The 15,559-nt window shown below is 72.3% G+C and carries 14 protein-coding genes; 8 read left to right on the top strand and 6 right to left on the bottom strand.

Translation table 11 applies throughout. The features are described from left to right. The first annotated feature begins 94 nt into the window (after window positions 1-94). From KE274_RS14280 to KE274_RS14260, 5 genes are read left to right on the top strand one after another with little or no spacing between them, the layout of a single operon-like run. The gene (locus KE274_RS14280) at window positions 95-934 is read left to right on the top strand and encodes a DUF3097 domain-containing protein (protein WP_211544818.1); all 840 of its coding nucleotides are present in this window, start codon (window positions 95-97) and stop codon (window positions 932-934) included. Between the two features lie 45 nt (window positions 935-979). Next, complete coding sequence (trmB, locus tag KE274_RS14275) at window positions 980-1,705, top strand: tRNA (guanosine(46)-N7)-methyltransferase TrmB (RefSeq protein ID WP_211544817.1); 726 nt, start codon at window positions 980-982, stop codon at window positions 1,703-1,705. Then, on the top strand, window positions 1,702-2,589 hold the full coding sequence (locus KE274_RS14270; protein WP_211544816.1) for a CPBP family intramembrane glutamic endopeptidase: 888 nt from the start codon (window positions 1,702-1,704) through the stop codon (window positions 2,587-2,589). Before trmB ends, KE274_RS14270 begins: the two co-directional genes overlap by 4 nt. A 40-nt stretch (window positions 2,590-2,629) precedes the next feature. Next, on the top strand, window positions 2,630-3,022 hold the full coding sequence (locus tag KE274_RS14265; protein WP_211544815.1) for a DUF1304 domain-containing protein: 393 nt from the start codon (window positions 2,630-2,632) through the stop codon (window positions 3,020-3,022). A gap of 51 nt (window positions 3,023-3,073) precedes the next feature. Then, window positions 3,074-4,150, top strand: coding sequence for a DNA polymerase IV (locus KE274_RS14260; protein ID WP_211544814.1), 1,077 nt, complete (start codon window positions 3,074-3,076; stop codon window positions 4,148-4,150). A 1-nt stretch (window position 4,151) separates the two neighbouring features. On the opposite strand, the gene KE274_RS14255 is transcribed toward KE274_RS14260, so the two are convergent. Next, window positions 4,152-4,553: a RidA family protein gene (locus KE274_RS14255; protein ID WP_211544813.1), complete on the bottom strand. Its 402-nt coding sequence runs from the start codon at window positions 4,551-4,553 to the stop codon at window positions 4,152-4,154. A gap of 55 nt (window positions 4,554-4,608) precedes the next feature. Continuing rightward, window positions 4,609-5,442 (bottom strand): mechanosensitive ion channel family protein, encoded by an 834-nt coding sequence (locus KE274_RS14250; protein WP_211544811.1) that lies wholly within the window; start codon window positions 5,440-5,442, stop codon window positions 4,609-4,611. Window positions 5,443-5,761: 319 nt separating this feature from the next. On the opposite strand from KE274_RS14250, the gene KE274_RS14245 reads away from it, so the two are divergent. The 3 genes from KE274_RS14245 to KE274_RS14235 all read left to right on the top strand — a co-directional run bounded on the left by KE274_RS14245 (window position 5,762) and on the right by KE274_RS14235 (window position 11,216). Next, window positions 5,762-7,435, top strand: a complete 1,674-nt coding sequence (locus KE274_RS14245) for a SulP family inorganic anion transporter (RefSeq protein ID WP_211544809.1) — start codon at window positions 5,762-5,764, stop codon at window positions 7,433-7,435. Between the two features lie 117 nt (window positions 7,436-7,552). Further along, window positions 7,553-8,527, top strand: a complete 975-nt coding sequence (locus tag KE274_RS14240; protein ID WP_211544806.1) for an FUSC family protein — start codon at window positions 7,553-7,555, stop codon at window positions 8,525-8,527. Window positions 8,528-8,615: 88 nt separating this feature from the next. Next, window positions 8,616-11,216 carry a LuxR C-terminal-related transcriptional regulator gene (locus tag KE274_RS14235; protein ID WP_211544803.1) on the top strand — a complete coding sequence of 867 codons (2,601 nt, stop codon included), beginning with the start codon at window positions 8,616-8,618 and terminating at the stop codon, window positions 11,214-11,216. 14 nt (window positions 11,217-11,230) lie between these two features. Here KE274_RS14235 and KE274_RS14230 read toward each other — a convergent pair whose 3' ends face one another. From KE274_RS14230 to KE274_RS14215, 4 genes are all read right to left on the bottom strand, one after another. Beyond that, the gene (locus KE274_RS14230; protein WP_211544802.1) at window positions 11,231-11,947 is read right to left on the bottom strand and encodes a GAP family protein; all 717 of its coding nucleotides are present in this window, start codon (window positions 11,945-11,947) and stop codon (window positions 11,231-11,233) included. 32 nt (window positions 11,948-11,979) lie between these two features. Then, complete coding sequence (locus KE274_RS14225) at window positions 11,980-12,651, bottom strand: GAP family protein (RefSeq protein WP_211544801.1); 672 nt, start codon at window positions 12,649-12,651, stop codon at window positions 11,980-11,982. 4 nt (window positions 12,652-12,655) lie between these two features. Then, window positions 12,656-14,326, bottom strand: a complete 1,671-nt coding sequence (locus tag KE274_RS14220) for a SulP family inorganic anion transporter (protein ID WP_211544800.1) — start codon at window positions 14,324-14,326, stop codon at window positions 12,656-12,658. Between the two features lie 72 nt (window positions 14,327-14,398). Next, entirely contained in the window at window positions 14,399-15,559 is a 1,161-nt protein-coding gene (locus KE274_RS14215; RefSeq protein WP_307872218.1) for an AI-2E family transporter, read from the bottom strand.

The raw sequence follows: 15,559 nt of genomic DNA, 5'->3' as shown, positions 1-15,559 counted from the left end.
CCATGTCACGAGTCTATGCACTGCACCCGACACGCGACAGCGCCCACGGCCGCATCGCCGTTCGCCAGGAGCGGAGACACATACGCTGGAGGGCATGGACGACAGGTACGGATCGGATGTGCTGGCGACGGGTTGGCGCGAGCGCGGAGCGAAGCCCGTGCCGACCGTGCCGGCCGAGATCGACCTGGTCGTCGAGGTCGCCGCGGACGGCTATTGCGGCGCGGTGACGCGCGTGCAGGGCGGCACGGTGGAACTCGAGGACTGGAAGGGACGGAAGCGCCTGTTCCCCCTGGGCGGCGGCTTCCTGATCGACGGCGCACCCGTGCGCCTGACCGTGCCGGCGGCGAAGGAGCAGGGGCCACGGCGGACGGCCTCCGGGTCTTTCGCGGTCGCCGACCAGCGCGCCAGGACGGCGCTCCCCAGCCGCATCCTCGTGGAGGGTCGTCACGACGCCGAACTCGTGGAGAAGGTGTGGGGCGCCGACCTGCGCGTGGAGGGCGTCGTGGTCGAGTACCTGCAGGGCGTGGACCTGCTCGACGAACTGCTCGCCGCCGAGCCGCCCAGCCGCACCCGCCGCTACGGCGTGCTGGTGGACCACCTCGTGCCCGGGTCGAAGGAGTCGCGCATCGCGGAGGCCGTCGCCCGCGGACCCCACGGGAGCCACGTGCGCATCGTGGGGCACCCGTTCGTCGACGTCTGGCAGTGCGTGACGCCGCAGGCTCTGGGCATCGCCGCGTGGCCGGAGATCCCGCGGGGAGTGGACTGGAAGACGGGCATCTGCCGGGCTTTCGGCTGGCCCCACGAGACGCAGGCCGATACGGCGCGGGCCTGGCAGCACATCCTGTCCAAGGTGACCACGTACCGCGACCTCGAGCCCGCCCTGCTCGGCCGCGTGGAAGAGCTGATCGACTTCGTCACCGAGCCCACGGGCTAGGGCCGAGGGTCGGGGCGGCGCAACGCCGACGGCTACCCTGGAACCATGCCCGAACCCCGCACTTTCCGCGACGAACCGGTGTCTTTCGTGCGCCGCAGCGGCCGGATGTCCGACGCGCAGGAGCGCGCCTTCGCCGAGCTCGGCCCGCACTACCTGCTCGACGTGCCGCGCGACGTGGCGTGGACCTCGGTGCACCCCGAGGCGCGGCTGGACCCCGCGGCCGAGTACGGGCGCGAGGCCGACCTCTACGTCGAGATCGGTTCCGGGCAGGGACACGCGATCGTCGCCGCCGCCTCCTCCCGCCCCGGCGACGACTTCCTGGCGGTCGAGGTGTTCCGGGCCGGTCTCGCTCGCACCATGCTCGACGCCGATCGCGAGGGCGCGCGCAACCTCCGCGTGGTCGAGGCGAACGCGCCAGAAGTGCTGTCGTCGTACCTGCCCGAGGCGGCTGCGCGCGAAGTGTGGATCTTCTTCCCCGACCCGTGGCACAAGAAGCGGCACACCAAGCGGCGTCTGGTCCGCCCCGGTTTCGGGGCGACCGCGGCCAGGGCGCTCCGCGACGGCGGTCTGCTGCGGCTCGCGACCGACTGGGAGGACTACGCGCTCCAGATGCGCGAGGTGCTCGACGACGACCCGCACTTCGAGCGCGCGTTCGACGGCGAGTGGGCGGACCGCTTCGACGGGCGGGTGATGACGGCGTTCGAGCGCAAGGGCATCGCGAAGGGGCGCGACATCCGCGACCTCGTGTACCGGCGGCGGGCGCGCACGTGACCTCCGCTCCGGTCGCTCCCTCCGTCCGCGCGGGCAGCGTGGTGGCGGCCGTGCTCGTGTGCGCCGCAGCCCCCGCGTTCTTCGTGCTCGAGGTGCCGTGGCTCGGGTGGCTGCTGCTCGCGCTCGGTGTCGCGGCGGCGTGGCTCGTCGAGCGCACACGGGTGCCGAGCCGCGTGATGGCTGGTGCAGCGGGCGCGGAACACGAGAAGGAGGACGGCGCGCGGACGCCGTCCCTCACGCGTGACCTGTCGCTCATCGCGCTCGGCATGCTGATCGTGAGCGTGATCCCGCTCGCCGCGGAGCTCGACAACCTCGCGATGCTGCGGTTCACGCTGGCCCTGGGCGGCGCGGTCGCCGTGCCCTACCTGATCTCCCGCTTCGTCTATCGCGACCGCGCGATCTCGTTCCCGTGGCGCACCGGACGACGCTGGGGCCGGCTGCAGTGGGGGTGGCTGGTCGCCGTGCTCGTGCTGGGCTGGCTGATCCTGCCGTACTACTTCATCACCAGCGGCGTGTACCAGAACTGGCCCGTGGTCGACACGCCCGACCTGATCGCCCGCCTCTTCGTGGGCGTCGGTGCCGTCGGCATCTGGGACGAGCTGTTCTTCATCTGCACGGTCTTCGCGCTGCTGCGCCGGCACTTCCCCGACGCGCTCGCGAACGTGCTGCAGTCGATCGTGTTCGTGTCGTTCCTGTGGGAGCTCGGGTACCGCGAGTGGGGACCGCTGCTGACCATCCCGTTCGCGCTGCTGCAGGGCTTCATCTTCCTCCGCACGCACTCGCTCGCCTACGTGGTGACCGTCCACCTGCTGTTCGACGCCGTCGTGTTCGCGGTGCTGGTGCACGCGCACAACCCCGGGCTGCTGCCGGTCTTCCTCGTGTGAGCGGCTTGCCCCGCGATGGCGGGGGACGGGACAATCGGGTGTGCTCATCGTCGGACTCGTCCTCGCCGCCGCCGCCGCGGCCTTCCACGTCTTCATCTTCGCCCTCGAGTCGCTGCGGTGGACCGAGCCGGAGACCCGCAAGATCTTCGGGGTCGCCAGCGAGGCCGATGCGGTGACCATGAAGCAGCTCGCGTTCAATCAGGGCTTCTACAACCTGTTCCTGGCCCTCACGACCCTGCTGGGCGTCGGGCTCGTGATCGTCGGTGCGGCGACGGTCGGCGTGACGCTCGTGTTCGCGGGCACCGGGATGATGCTCGCTGCCGCCCTCGTGCTGGTGCTCTCCGACCGATCGAAGCTGCGCGCCGCCGCGATGCAGGGCACCCTGCCGCTGCTCGCCGTGCTGGCGACCGCGATCGGGCTCGCCCTGGCGTGAGGCGCCGCCCACAGGGGTGACTTTCGCGCGCGCAGCCGTCACACTCGGTGCATGGCGGAGTGGGTGCTGCACGTGGACATGGACCAGTTCATCGCCGCGGTCGAGGTGCGGCGTCGCCCCGAGCTGGCCGGTCGCCCGGTGATCGTGGGCGGGCGCGGCGATCCCACCGAGCGCGCCGTGGTCTCCACCGCGTCGTACGAGGCCCGCGCGTACGGGATCGGCTCCGGGATGCCGCTGAAGATCGCCGCGCGCAAGGCCCCGGAGGATGCCGTCTTCCTGCCCGTCGATCACGAGGAGTACGAGCGGGCGTCGAGCGCGGTGATGGCTGCGCTGCGTGCGCTTCCCGGCGTGGTGCTCGAGGTGATCGGCTGGGACGAGTGCTTTCTCGGCGTCTCCACCGACGACCCGGAAGAGGTGGCCCGCGCTGCGCAGGCGGCCGTGTGGGAAGCGACCGCGCTGCACTGCTCCGTCGGCATCGGCGACAACAAGATCCGCGCCAAGATCGCGACCGAGTTCGGCAAGCCCCGCGGCGTGTTCCGCCTCACGGCCGACAACTGGTTCGAGGTGATGGGAGACCGCCAGACGCGGGAGCTGTGGGGGATCGGCCCCAAGGTGCAGAAGCGTCTGGCCGGGCACGGCATCACGACCGTGCGCGAACTGGCCGATGCCGACGAGGGACTCCTGATCGCCGAGTTCGGCCCGCGGATGGGCGTGTGGTACCACGGGCTGGGCTCAGGACACGGACCCGCCCAGGTGGACGACACGCCGTGGATAGCCCGCAGCCACAGCCGCGAGACCACCTACCAGCAGAACCTCACCACACCCGCGGAGGTGGAGTCCGCGATCCGCGAGCTCGCGGGGCAGGCGTTCGACGACTGCGCGGCCGAGGGCCGAGCGGTCGTGCGGGTGCACCTGAAGGTGCGGTACGCCCCGTTCGACACCAAGACCTTCGGACACAAGCTCCCCGCCCCCACCACCCGGCGCGACGACGTGGTGGCGGAGGCGGTGCGGCTCGCGGCCACGCTCGACCCCGCACGGGAGGTGCGCCTCCTCGGGGTTCGGGCCGAGATGACGCCGCCGGACACCCCGGACGGGTTCGAGCGCACACCGGTGCGCGGACGCCTCTGACTCAGTCGCGGATGACCGCGGCGACCGCGCTCACCTCGATGAGCGCACCGGGGACGCCGAGCCCGGCCACGAGCGCGGCGGTGACCAGAGGCGGCGCGCCCTCGCGGGCCAGCGTGGGCGCCACGGCGCCGTAGGCGGCGCGAAGATCGGCGTCCTGGTGGATGAGGATCGTCCAGCTGATGACGTCGTCGAGCGAAGCGCCGGCCGACTCGAGAGCCACGCGAGCGTTCTGCACGGCGCGCACCGACTGCTCGCCCACCTCGGCCGAGACGACAGCGCCGGACTCGTCGACACCGTTCTGACCGCCGACGTAGATCGTGGTCGCCCCGGGCGGGACGACAGCGACATGACTGAAGGCCGGGCTGGCCACGAGGCCGGCCGGCTGCGTGAGTGTGATCTGCATGCGCGCATCCTCCTCCGGGCCACCGACATCGGCGCGTGACGGCTCGATCCGGTCGTCACACCGGGTCGGGCGGGACCGCCGGAGGGACGCCGGGGGTGCTGGACACCGTGCCCCGCCAGTCGGAGAGCACCAGCGCATCCGACACCGCGACGACCACGGCCGACACCGCCCGCAGACCGTGGATCGGATGGTGCCAGAACTGCAGCCGCACCGTGAGCCGGTCGGGTCCGACACTCAGGACGAAGCCGCGCACCGGCTCCCGGCGATGCACGCCCTCCGCGGCCGAGGCCGCCGCGATCAGTGCCGCCAGCACGTCGTCGATGTCGACATCGGGATCGCGGTGGACCCGCACCTGCACTTCGCTGCGGCGCGCGCCACGGATGGAATCGTTCACGAGCGGCTCCGACAGCAGGCGGGAGTTGGGAATGTGCACGGTGCGCCCGTCCGGGGTATGAAGGATCACCGAGCGGGAGGTGAGCTCGGTCACGGTACCCGCGACCACCGCGTCGAGCGCCTCGACGGCGATCTCATCGCCTACCCGTACGGTCTCCCGCGCCTGGAGCAGCACGCCGGCCGCGACGTTGTCGGCCACCCCGCGCAGCACCAGGACCGCGATCACCGCCGCGATCAGCACGACCGCGAGCAACGGTTGCACGTTCGCGCCGAGCAGGGCCAGGGCCAGCCCGAAGCCGAGCACCGCGACGCCGTAGCCGACGACCCGCGCCACGACCTCGGCCAGGGCCGGGCGCACCCCCGGCGTGCGCCCGGCGAGGGCGAGCGCGCCCCTCCGCGCGAACCGCGCCACGATGACCGTGGCGATCCCGACGAGCACGGCGAGCAGCAGGCGCCACCCGTCGATGGGGGAGGCCAGAAGGTTCTGGAGGTCCACGCCGCTGTCTCCTCCGGGCCCGCCCGCCCGCGTCGGCCGACCACGGAGCGTGCGGGGGATCCAGCGACCGCGGAGGCGCGTGGCGGGGTCCGCGCCCCCACGGCCGTGCCCTTCGAGAGGGCCCCAGACGATCGGGAGATCGAGCATGTCGGTGCCGTCGGGCTCGACGGCACGCTCGGACCATACCCGGGGCGCACGCGCAGCCGCACCCGGTGCGGGGCGAGTTCACCCGGGTGATCGGCGTCGATCGCGTGGTCGGGGGCGCGCGCCACCTCGAGCCGCCGCAGTACGCTTCCCTCACGGCGGGGAGGAGGACCGCATGGGCGCGGCGCGAAGACCCCCATGGCTGCTGAGCACTCTCGACGGCTACCGGCGTGAGTGGCTGCTCGGCGACACCGTGGCGGGGCTCGCCGCGGGCGCCGTGGTCGTGCCGCAGGCGATGGCGTACGCGACGATCGCCAACCTGCCGGTCCAGGTCGGGCTCTACACGTGCATCGTGCCGATGCTGGTCTACGCGCTCCTGGGAGGCAGCCGCGCCATGAGCGTGTCGACCACGTCCACCATCGCGACGCTGACCGCCACCACCCTGGTCTCGGCCGGAGTCGCTGCGGGATCCGACGACGCCCTCGGTTCGCTCATGATGCTCACGCTCCTCGTGGGGGTGATCCTGCTCCTGGCGCGGCTGTGCCGGTTGGGCGGCCTGGTGGAGAACATCAGCGGGGCGACGGTGCTGGGCCTCAAGATCGGCGTCGGGGCGACCGTGGCCGTCGGTCAGCTGCCGAAGCTGCTGGGGGAGACGGTCGACTTCTCAGGGCACGGGTTCCTGCGCTCGCTGGTCGCGGCCTGGCAGGCGACGGAGAGCGTGAACCTCGTGACGGTGGCGCTCTCGGCGGGCTCGATCGCGGTGCTGCTGCTGTGCCGCCGTTTCGCCCCACGCGTGCCCGGGACGCTCCTCGTCGTGGTCGGGGGCATCCTGCTGGTGGCCCTGGGGCACCTCGACCGTCTCGGCGTCGAGCTGATCGAACCGGTTCCCGGCGGGCTTCCCCTGCCCGGACTGCCCGACCTCGCCCAGGCCCCCGCCCTCGTGCCCGGCGCCCTCGCGATCGCCGTCATGGCCTTCCTGGAGTCCGCTGCCGTGGCGCGGAGCCTGCGCCAGTCGACGGAGCCCCCGGTCGACAGCGACCAGGAGCTGGTTGCCACGGGCATGGCCAACACGCTCGGCTCGTTCTTCGCCGCCATGCCGGCCGCCGGAGGCTTCTCGCAGAGCGCCGTGAATCGGGGTGCGGGCGCCCGAACCCAGGTCGCGACGATCGTCACCGTGGTGCTCGCGGTCCTCGTCGCACTGTTCTTGGGGCCGATCCTGAGCCTGCTGCCGGAGGCCACGCTCGCCGCGCTGGTGTTCATCGCCGTCGTCGGGCTGGTGGACGTGCCGCAGCTGGTGCGCTGGGCGCGGATCAGCCGCGTGGACTTCTGGATCGCGACCGCGGTGGCCCTGGTCGGGCTCACGGCGGGACTGCTCCCCGCCGTCGCCGTGGGGGTGGTGGCGACGTTGATCCTGGTGCTGCGCGAGCTGAACGTCCCTCGGGTGACCGCGGCCGGCCGTCGAGGGGGCGTCGTCGCACTGGACCTGGAGCGGGGGCTGTACACCGCGAACGCGCTGGCGAACGAACAGCTCGTGCTCGACACCGTCGCGGCACAGGAGCAGCCGGTGACCGCGGTGGTGCTCGGACTGCGGCAGCAGGCGATCATGACGATCACGGTGCTGGACGTGCTGGAGGACCTCGACCGCGAACTGGGGCGGCGGGGCGCGGTGCTCCACCTCGCCGCCCTTCCCGCCGCGGCGACAGCGGTCGCGCGCAGGACGCCATGGTTCGCCGGGCTCGAGCGCGACGGCAGGGTGCACGACACCGCGGACGCCGGGCTCGCTGCGGCGGCATCGGGAACAGGAGCCGCGGGCCGCGTTCACCCGGATGACCTCCCCGGCGAACGCTGACACGCGCGTTCCCGCTCCCTATGCTGGCCTCCACGGTGCTGCGCGGGGCGGTGCCGGGACCGAGATGGGGGCCGACATGGCCGACCGGAGACACGGTGCGGGGGCGAGGTGCCCGAGATGTCCGCGTCCGCAGCGCTGAGCTGGCAGTGGTCGCGTTTCGCGCTCGGTCTGCTCTACGCCGCGCCGGCGATCCTCGTGGCGCCCGCCGACCCGCGGGTCGCGCTCGCCCTGAGCATCGGGGTGCTCCCGGCGGCCGCCGTCGGTCTGCCCGCGCGTCGTCGATCGCGCGCGGTCATCCTGCTGGTGGGCGTGATGACCGCGCTCGGAATCCTGCTGGGCTCGGCGCTGGCGCTGGTGCCCGTGCTCGCCGTCGTGGGCATCGCCTCGCTGTCGGTGCTGCTGAGCGTGCTCGCCGGACGGTCCCTGTGGGGACAGGCCATGCTGCTGCTGGTGCTGCCGATGGTCGGCATCGGCTTGAGCTTCCCGCTGTCCGCGGCCAACGCGGTGCTCGCCGCGATCGTGGTCCTGGGCTCGGGGTACGCGTGGCTCGTGTCACTGCTGTGGCCGGAGAGCGAGCTGACGTCCCGACCCTTCGGCACCATGCCCCGCGGGCGGCCGATGCTCGTGTACGGCTGCCTCCTCGGTCTCGCGGCCGGCGGTGCCGCGGCGATCGGGTTCATCGCCGGACTCGAACACGTGGGGTGGGCGACCGCCGCCGTGCTGCTCGTGATGCGCCCCGTGCGCGGACAACTGGTGTCCCGCGGCGTGGGACGCGCCGTGTCGGTGCTGCTCGGCGCGCTCGCAGCCGCCGGTTTCGCCCTGCTGGCTCCCGGGGAGACGCTGACGGGCCTGGGGATCGGTGCCGCGGTCGCCTCGCTGTGCGCGATGCAGCGGAGCCGCTGGTACATCGCCCCGGCCTTCTCGACCTTCCTGGTGCTGACGCTTCTCCTGTCGGCGTCCTCGGGTTCGCCGTCGGAACGTTTCGTGGAACGGACGGTCGAGACGCTGCTCGGCGTGGGGCTGGCGCTGCTGTTCGGGGCGCTCGTTCCCGCGCTGCTGGGAATGCGACGACGCGTCCGCGTCACGGCCTAGCCGACTCTCCCGGGGACCTTGCGGGACCGCTCCCGCCCTGGAATATACTGCCGCCGAGGGGGAGAGCGGCTTCGAATCGGGGGGACCGATGAAGGAAGATGCTCACCGCGAGGAAGGGATCGCGAGTCCCATCCCCGCACCAGTGAAGGGCGAGGTACGGAGGGAGCGACTGCTCACGCGGCTGACCGCGGCGATGGACGAGCCGTGGACGCTGACGCTGGTCGGCGCGCCGGCCGGTGCCGGGAAGACGAGGCTGCTCGCGCAGTGGGCTCGCGAGCTGCAGGAGACCTCGGACATCGCGGTCGTCTGGGTGCCGCTGGAGCGCGGTGACGACATCGAGACCCTGGTGACGGCGCTGGAGGGCATCGACGACCCTCGTGTGCATCGAGCCCTCCGGCGAGTGCCGCGGGCGTCAGGCACCGCCTTCGCACGAGGACTCGCGAGGGCTCTCGACGCGGCACGCGGCCGCATCGTCATCATCGTCGACGACGTGCACCACCTTCAGGACGAGGAAACCGCGCGCCTGATGTCGGTGTTCGTGCAGACCGTCCCCGGCAACGTGCACGTGGTGCTGGCGGGTCGCGGGACGCGCACGATCCCGCTGGCGCGCCGGCGCCTGACCGGTATCGCGCTCGAGCTCGACGGCGCCTCGCTGGCGTTCCGCCCGCACGAGATCCAGGCCTTCTTCGCGATCCGCGGGGTGGAGATCACTCCGACCGAGATCATCGCGCTGCTCGAGCGCACGGAAGGGTGGGCCGCCGCACTGCAGCTGACGATGCTGAACTCCTCCGGCGGCGCGAGGATCGGCGCGCTGCCGCCGCGCGGAGACGACCCCGACGTGGTGGACTACTTCGTGGAGGAGATCTTCGGGGACCTGGGCGACGACGTGCAGAGCTTCCTCGAGGCCACGGCTATCCCCGACAGCTTCTCGACCGATCTCGCGACCGTCCTCAGCGGCAGCGCGCAGGCCGGTGCGGTGGTCGACCGGTTGCTGCGGCTCAACGTGCTCGCGGGGCCGGACGCGGCAGACCCTCCCCGCTACCACTATCACCCCCTGCTGCGCGAGTTCCTGCTCGGGAGGTTGCGCAGCCGGGGCGACGGCGAGGCAGCGCGACTCGAGGGCATCGCCTCGCAGTGGTTCGACGAGCGCGGCGAACCACTGCTCGCGCTGCGTCATGCCGTGCGCAGCGAGGAAGAGTTCTGCGTGTCCGCCATCCTGTGCCGCAGCGGGATGCAGCTCGTGCTCGACGGACACGCCGACGAGGTCGTGGCGGCCATCGGACAGCTGCCCGCGCACCGCCGTGCGGACCCGGCCGTCCGCATGCTCGTCGCGGCGGCCGAACTGACCCGCGGTGACGCGTCGGCCGCGGCCGTGGCGCTGACGCTGCGACCCGATCCGGGCGAGTCGGAGGCGCACCGACGGTGGCGACTGGGGCTCATGCTCCACACGGCTCTTCGCCGCGGAGGGATCGAGCACGCGCTCGCCGCGGTGGACGCCGAGCCCCTCACACCGACGGGCGAACAGCAGATCGACACGTACGCACTCGTGCAGCTGGCGATGGTGCAGCTCTTCGCGGGGCGCCTGGACCACGCCGAGGAGTCGGCCAGACGAGCCGCCGATCTGGCGCGGGACATCGACGCGGCGGCAGCGGAACTGCAGGCGGAGGCCGTGCTCGTCACCGCGACCCTGTTCCGCGGGCGGCTCCGCGATGTGCTCGACGGATGCGCCGCGGTGGTGGCGCGGTGGCGTGAGGTCGGCGAGCCCGACAACGCGTTCGTCGAGGTGATGCGGGTGTGGCAGGCCTGGGTGCCCTACGAGGCCATGAATCTGCTCGACGCAAGCCCCGCGCTGCTTCCCGTCGCGCGCATCCTCGACGCGGGGGGAGAGACCGCGATCACGCGGGGACTGCATGGACTGCAGGCCCTGCTCGCGGTGGATCTGAACGACGATGCCCACGCCGCCGCCGTGGCCCTGTTCGACTTCCTCGCCCCGCGCGCAGACCTTCCGCTGCCCGTGCACTGGTACGCGATGATGGCACCGTTCGTGGTGCACGCCTTCCACCGCCTGAACGAGCCCGCGTTGCGCGACCGCTTCATCGAGGAGGTCGAGGCCGCGCTCGGCGAGACCGGGGACGTGCTGGTCCTGCGCGCACTCGCGGCCATGCACGATCGACGGCCGGGCATCGCGCGTGGCGCTCTCGCCCCCGTGCTGGAGGGCGCGGCACCGTGCCTGCTGCCCGCCTCGATGATCGACGCGTGGCTCGTGGAAGCACAGCTCGACGTGGCAGACGGTGAGCCCGACCGCGCGCAGCTCGCCCTCGCGAGCGCGCTCGCGCTGGCCGAGCCCGAGGACCACGTGCGCCGGGTGGCCGAGGCGGGGTCGGTGGTGATCCAGTTGCTGGCGGCCCGCGCGACCGTCGGCTCGAGGACGCGATTCGCCGACCGGGTGCGCGAGAGGTTCACGGCCGCGGGGGTGCTGGCGGAGGAAGAGCTCACCCAGCGCGAGCGGATCGTGCTGGCCGCGCTGTGCCGCAACGCCACGCTGCGGGAGATCGCGACGCAGGAGTACATCTCCCCGAACACGGTCAAGACGCACGTCCGCAACATCTATCGCAAGCTCGGGGTGTCGGATCGTGAGGGGGTGACCGCGGCCGCGCGCGCCCTCGGCCTGCACGCGGACGCGCCATAGAGGGAGGTCGCCGGTCAGAGCAGCGCGCCGAGGGCCTTGTCGAGCTGAAGCACCCCGATCACGAGCAGCATCGCGGCATTGAGCACGTGCGTGTTGCCGGAGATCCAGGACCGCGCGCGGTTGAGCAGCGGCTCGGCTGCCCCGCCCCGGGCCACGACGAACACCACGGGCGCCGCGATGGGGAGGGCGCCGATCGCGACGAACACGACCGCGACCCAGAACGCGGTCGTGCCGCTGACGTCGGCGAGCGAGATGTCGAGCGCTGCGATGATCGCGCAGGACGCGTCGACCGGGTTGAGCACGAACAGCCCGAGGCCGAGCAGGAACGTGCGACCGGGACGGAACGACGCCACCGAGTGCAGCCAGCCGGGCAACTGCGGGGAGGCGGCGACCACCTCGCGCGGAGTGGAGGCGGCGGCCATCTGGGCGATGCGGGCCCGGCCTTTGCGATACACCCACACCGCAGCGAGCACCAGGAACAGCCCGAGGAGCAGCCGCAGCAGCGGCACCCACAGCGGCGGCTCACGGTGGGTGTGCACCTCGACCCGCTGGAACACCCACAGGAACAGCGCCACCAGGCCCCCGAGCCCGGTGAGCCAGCCGAGCAGGTAGGCGACGCCGTTGACGCGCGCCCGCCCCGACAACAGCACCGCGACCAGCGCCATGATCGCGAGCGGGCTCAGCACGACGCCGAGCGCGACGGGGGCCAGCGACACGATCAGCGGCCCCATGCGATCACCTCCTCCCGCGACGGGGCAACGGCTCAGAACGCGGCGATGCCCTTGCCGATCATCGACACGCCGATCACGAGGAGCAGCACGGCCATGATGACCGCGTTCTCCCTCGCCAGCCATCCGCGCAGGGCATCGAGTGGTTCGTGCAGGCGCTGAGCGGCCACGAGGTAGCCCACCACCGGGACGAGCACGGTCGACGCGGCGATCACGGTGAACACCGCAATCACGACCACGACGGCGCCGCCGTCCAGCCCCGCCGCTCCGATGTCCACGCCTGCGCCCGCTGCCATGAGCAGGTTCTTCGGGTTCACGGCGGAGAGCAGGAACCCGAGTCCGAGGGCCATCGGGAACCGCATCGTGTCGATCGCCTGCATCCAGGCGGGCATGCGGGCAGCGCGGCCCGGTCCGGGACGGCCACGCCACTGCATCACCGCGAGCAGGAGCAGTCCGGCGCCCAGCAGCAGCTGCACCGTGCCGCGGACGGGTCGCGAGGCGTCCGGGTCCTCCTCGGGAAGGACGGTGGAGAGCAGCGTGAACGCGCTCACGGCGACGACGATGCCGAGGACCCAGCCGAGCAGGAAGCCGACGCTGGTCACCCGGGCTCGCGGCGACAGCAGCATCAGGATGGCCGCGATGATCGGGATCGGGCTGATCGCGATGCCCAGGGCGAGGGGGAGGGTGTCCCCGATGGCTGCACCCATGCGTCTACCTCTCGTCGGGCGTCGGCAGCGAGTCCGGCGCGGTCAGCGCGGCGATCGCCGCACGGTTGGTCGCGTGCAGCGGCTCGCCATCGAGCAGGTCGAGCTCCGCCATCCGCCGCCACGTGTTCGCGCGGCCGCGGCTGAACGACAGCGAGATCGAGCGGTCGGCGAGCCAGCGCTTGAGGGCGGCGAACGACTCCGCGCCCGTCACGTCGACATCCGTCACCGCTTCCATGTCGACCACGAGGTGCTGCACCGCGCCGTCGCCCGCCGCGCGGATCGCCTCCTTCACCGCCGAGGTGAACACCGAGCCGTTGGCGAAGAACAGCGGCGCGGCCAGGCGCACCACGATGATCCCCGGAGCGGTCGTCGACCCGGACGGCGCGTCGTCCAGCAGCGACTCACCCGGGTCGCCCGAGGCCTCCAGCACATCGATCGCGGGGGAGGCCGCCCGCTTGGCGAGGTTCACCAGGGCCAGCACGAACGCGACGAGGATGCCGGGGATCGAGCCGATGAGCAGGGTCACGAGGAAGCACACCGCGGCGATGAGGAACTCGAACCGGTCCTTGCGCCACAGGTCGAGGAACGAGCGGACGCCCAGCAGCGGAATGATCGCGACGCCCACGATCGCGCCGATCGCCGGCGAGGGGATGTCCTCCAGCAGTGCCGTCCCGAACAGCAGCAGCAGCAGCGTGCCGACGGCGAGCACGAGCGAGGGCAACTGCGTGCGCGACCCCGCCTGGTCCATCGCGGCGGTCCGCGAGGTGGACGAGCCCACCGCGAAGCTGCCCTGGGCACCGGCCGCGACGTTGGCGACGCCGAACGCGAGCAGGTCGCGGTTGGCGCGGAACGGGTACCCGTGCGCCTCGGCATAGGAGCGCGACACCAGCAGGCCCTCCGCCGTGGTGACCAGGGTGAGCGCGATCGCGGACGGCACCAGCGCCAGCCACGTGGTCCAGTCGAGCACGGGCCAGGTCAGCGCGGGCGGACCCGCGGGCACGCTTCCCAGCACGGCGACCCCGCGGTCGTCGAGTCCGGCGACCAGCACGATCGCGGTGGTCAGGATCAGGACGATGAGTGCCCACGGCACGGCGCGCAGGAAGGCCCGCCCGAGCAGCAGCACCGCGACCGAACCCGCGGCGATCAGCAGCGACCAGCCGTTGAGCGTGGGCAGTCCGCCGATCAGGCCGACCACCTTCTCCGGGAACTCGCCGCCGGAGTCGATCTTCACGCCTAGCATCTTGGCGATCTGGCTCACCATGATGTCGAGTGCCAGGCCGCCGACGAAGCCGACCAGGATCGGCTTCGACAGGAAGTCGGCGAGGAACCCGAGCCGGAACACCGCCAGCAACCCGAACAGCAGACCGGACAGCACGGCCTGGGCGAGCGCGAGCGTGGCGTAGTCGGCGCTGCCGGCCACGGCGAGTCCGCCGACCGACGAGGCGACGAGCGCGGCCGCCGCAGCGTCGGGCGAGGCCACGAGCTGTCGCGACGAGACGACCAGCGCGTACAGGACGGTCGGGACGATGAGGGCGTACAGGCCCGCGGTCGCGGGGAGCCCGGCGATCTGGGCATACCCGATGTTCAGGGGGATCGCGATCGCGAGCAGGGTGACACCCGCCGTGACCTCGGTGAGGGCGTTGCGGGCGGTCAGCCCGGCGAGCGGTCGCTGCATGCCCACCTCCTCGTCCGCGACGCGGAGCGCGGCGCGACCACTCTTCCACTGTGCCCGGCGCCGCCGCCAGGGTCAGCGGGCAACATCCCCCGGGTGATCTCGCGGGGGATCGAGTGCGTCGGCGGCGTCCTGCTCCGCTCGCATCGGAGCGGCCGCGGTCGGCACGGCGGTGCGGTCGCCGGACAGCCAGCGCAGCCAGGTGCTGCCGGGGTCGCCCTCCAGCACCAGAGTGCGCACGAAGAGCGTGAGGGGCACGGCCAGGATCGCCCCGAGCGGGCCGATCACGAACGTCCAGAAGATGACCGAGAAGAAGCTCAGCGTGAGACTCAGGTCGACGGCGTCGCTGACGAACTTGGGTTGCACGAGCACCTGCAGCACGACGTTGACCACGCAGTACACCGCGACGACGGCGAGCAGCAACGGCCACCCGCCGACCACGAGCGCGAGCACGGCAGGCGGGATGAGACCGAGCACGAACCCGATGTTGGGGATGAAGTTCGTGACGAACGCGAGGATCGCCCACACCAGCGGCGCCGGGACACCCATCCACCACAGCGCGAGCCCGTCGATCACGGCGACGATCGCGCCGAAGATCGCGTTGACGACGAAGTAGCGCCGCACGCCGCGGTTCAGGCGTGTGATGCGCTCGATCGTCGTGCGGCGGGTGGCGCCGAAGACCTCGCCCGCGCGCTGGTACCGGGCCGCGTCGACGGCGAGGAACACGATGTACGCGCACACGAAGAACAGGGCGGTCGCCACGCTCACTACGGTGCCGCCCACCCGGCTCGCGGCGGTGAGCAGCGTCTCGGGGTCGAGCGCGGTGGCTGCGGCGTCCGTCGCGGTGTCGGCGATGCCCAGCGACTGCAGCAGGGCCGCCAGGCCGTCGGCCGTCCGCCGCAGGCTGCCGTCGTCGGCAAGGTCGCCGATCAGCCCGGCGAACTGCGTGCCGGCGAGGGCCAGCAGCGCGCCCATCGCCACCAGGATCGCGATCGCCACGACGATCACGGCGGTCGAGCCGGTCCACGCCGGCCAGCCCTTCCGCGCGAGGGGCCTGCGCACGGGATCGCACACGACGACGATCACGACCGCGAGAGCGAGCGGACTGAACACGTCACGGGCCACATACAGGCCCGCGAGGGCCACGGCGCCCGCGGCGAGAGCCAGCAGCACGTGCAGCGCGGGAGACAGCGCGCGGTCGGTGGCGCGATCGGGGGAGTCGGGGGAGCGGGTCAC

This window comes from Microbacterium paraoxydans, from assembly GCF_018224615.1.
GTDB lineage: Bacteria > Actinomycetota > Actinomycetes > Actinomycetales > Microbacteriaceae > Microbacterium > Microbacterium paraoxydans_B.
Note: the sequence above shows the minus strand (reverse complement) of the source record. Positions and strands in the feature narration are given on the sequence as shown.

Coding starts and splice junctions, on each gene's coding strand:
- KE274_RS14280 (WP_211544818.1), top strand. CDS start 95: ATGGACGACAGGTACGGATCGGATGTGCTGGCGACGGGTTGGCGCGAG.
- KE274_RS14225 (WP_211544801.1), bottom strand. CDS start 12,651: ATGGGTGCAGCCATCGGGGACACCCTCCCCCTCGCCCTGGGCATCGCG.
- KE274_RS14260 (WP_211544814.1), top strand. CDS start 3,074: ATGGCGGAGTGGGTGCTGCACGTGGACATGGACCAGTTCATCGCCGCG.
- KE274_RS14220 (WP_211544800.1), bottom strand. CDS start 14,326: ATGCAGCGACCGCTCGCCGGGCTGACCGCCCGCAACGCCCTCACCGAG.
- KE274_RS14255 (WP_211544813.1), bottom strand. CDS start 4,553: ATGCAGATCACACTCACGCAGCCGGCCGGCCTCGTGGCCAGCCCGGCC.
- trmB (WP_211544817.1), top strand. CDS start 980: ATGCCCGAACCCCGCACTTTCCGCGACGAACCGGTGTCTTTCGTGCGC.
- KE274_RS14235 (WP_211544803.1), top strand. CDS start 8,616: ATGAAGGAAGATGCTCACCGCGAGGAAGGGATCGCGAGTCCCATCCCC.
- KE274_RS14230 (WP_211544802.1), bottom strand. CDS start 11,947: ATGGGGCCGCTGATCGTGTCGCTGGCCCCCGTCGCGCTCGGCGTCGTG.
- KE274_RS14240 (WP_211544806.1), top strand. CDS start 7,553: ATGTCCGCGTCCGCAGCGCTGAGCTGGCAGTGGTCGCGTTTCGCGCTC.
- KE274_RS14245 (WP_211544809.1), top strand. CDS start 5,762: ATGGGCGCGGCGCGAAGACCCCCATGGCTGCTGAGCACTCTCGACGGC.